The sequence below is a fragment of the Acidimangrovimonas sediminis genome (assembly GCF_002871005.1).
Classification (GTDB): domain Bacteria; phylum Pseudomonadota; class Alphaproteobacteria; order Rhodobacterales; family Rhodobacteraceae; genus Acidimangrovimonas; species Acidimangrovimonas sediminis.
Genome location: NZ_PHSN01000101.1, coordinates 1 through 349, shown reverse-complemented (window position 1 = coordinate 349; position 349 = coordinate 1). Strand labels below are relative to the sequence as shown.

Here is a 349-nt window from a genome sequence, read left to right as displayed (position 1 = left end):
GGGCCAGGACCGGGGCCGTCAGGGGGGCCGCCAAACGGGCCATCAAAGGGACCGGGCCCGCCGCCAGGGCGCGGTTGGCCAAGGTTTTCGTCAGGCGCATGCGTGTCTCCTGGCTTCCTGTTCCTCGCCGGCGGGGCGCAGCTTCGTTTCCGGGCAAAGGCGCCTCATCGCGGCGCCCGCGGGCGGGCGAATCGCCGCTCCCGGGCGCTGACCTGCGGCACCGATTGCGGGATCCCGGCGCCGGCTGCAACCCGGTCGTGGCCGACCAGGCGGCCGGCGGTGCGGCCAGTGGTACAGCCGGCAGTCCAGCCCTCCGCCGCCCCGGCGGCATTCGCGGCCCGTAAGCGAC

1 protein-coding gene is annotated in these 349 nt (G+C 75.6%); it reads right to left on the bottom strand.

What is annotated here, in order from left to right; translation table 11 throughout:
- Positions 1-164: 164 nt before the first annotated feature.
- Positions 165-349, bottom strand: a 185-nt coding sequence (locus CVV76_RS25555; RefSeq protein ID WP_233193165.1) for a hypothetical protein, incomplete at its 5' end; no start/stop codon positions are given.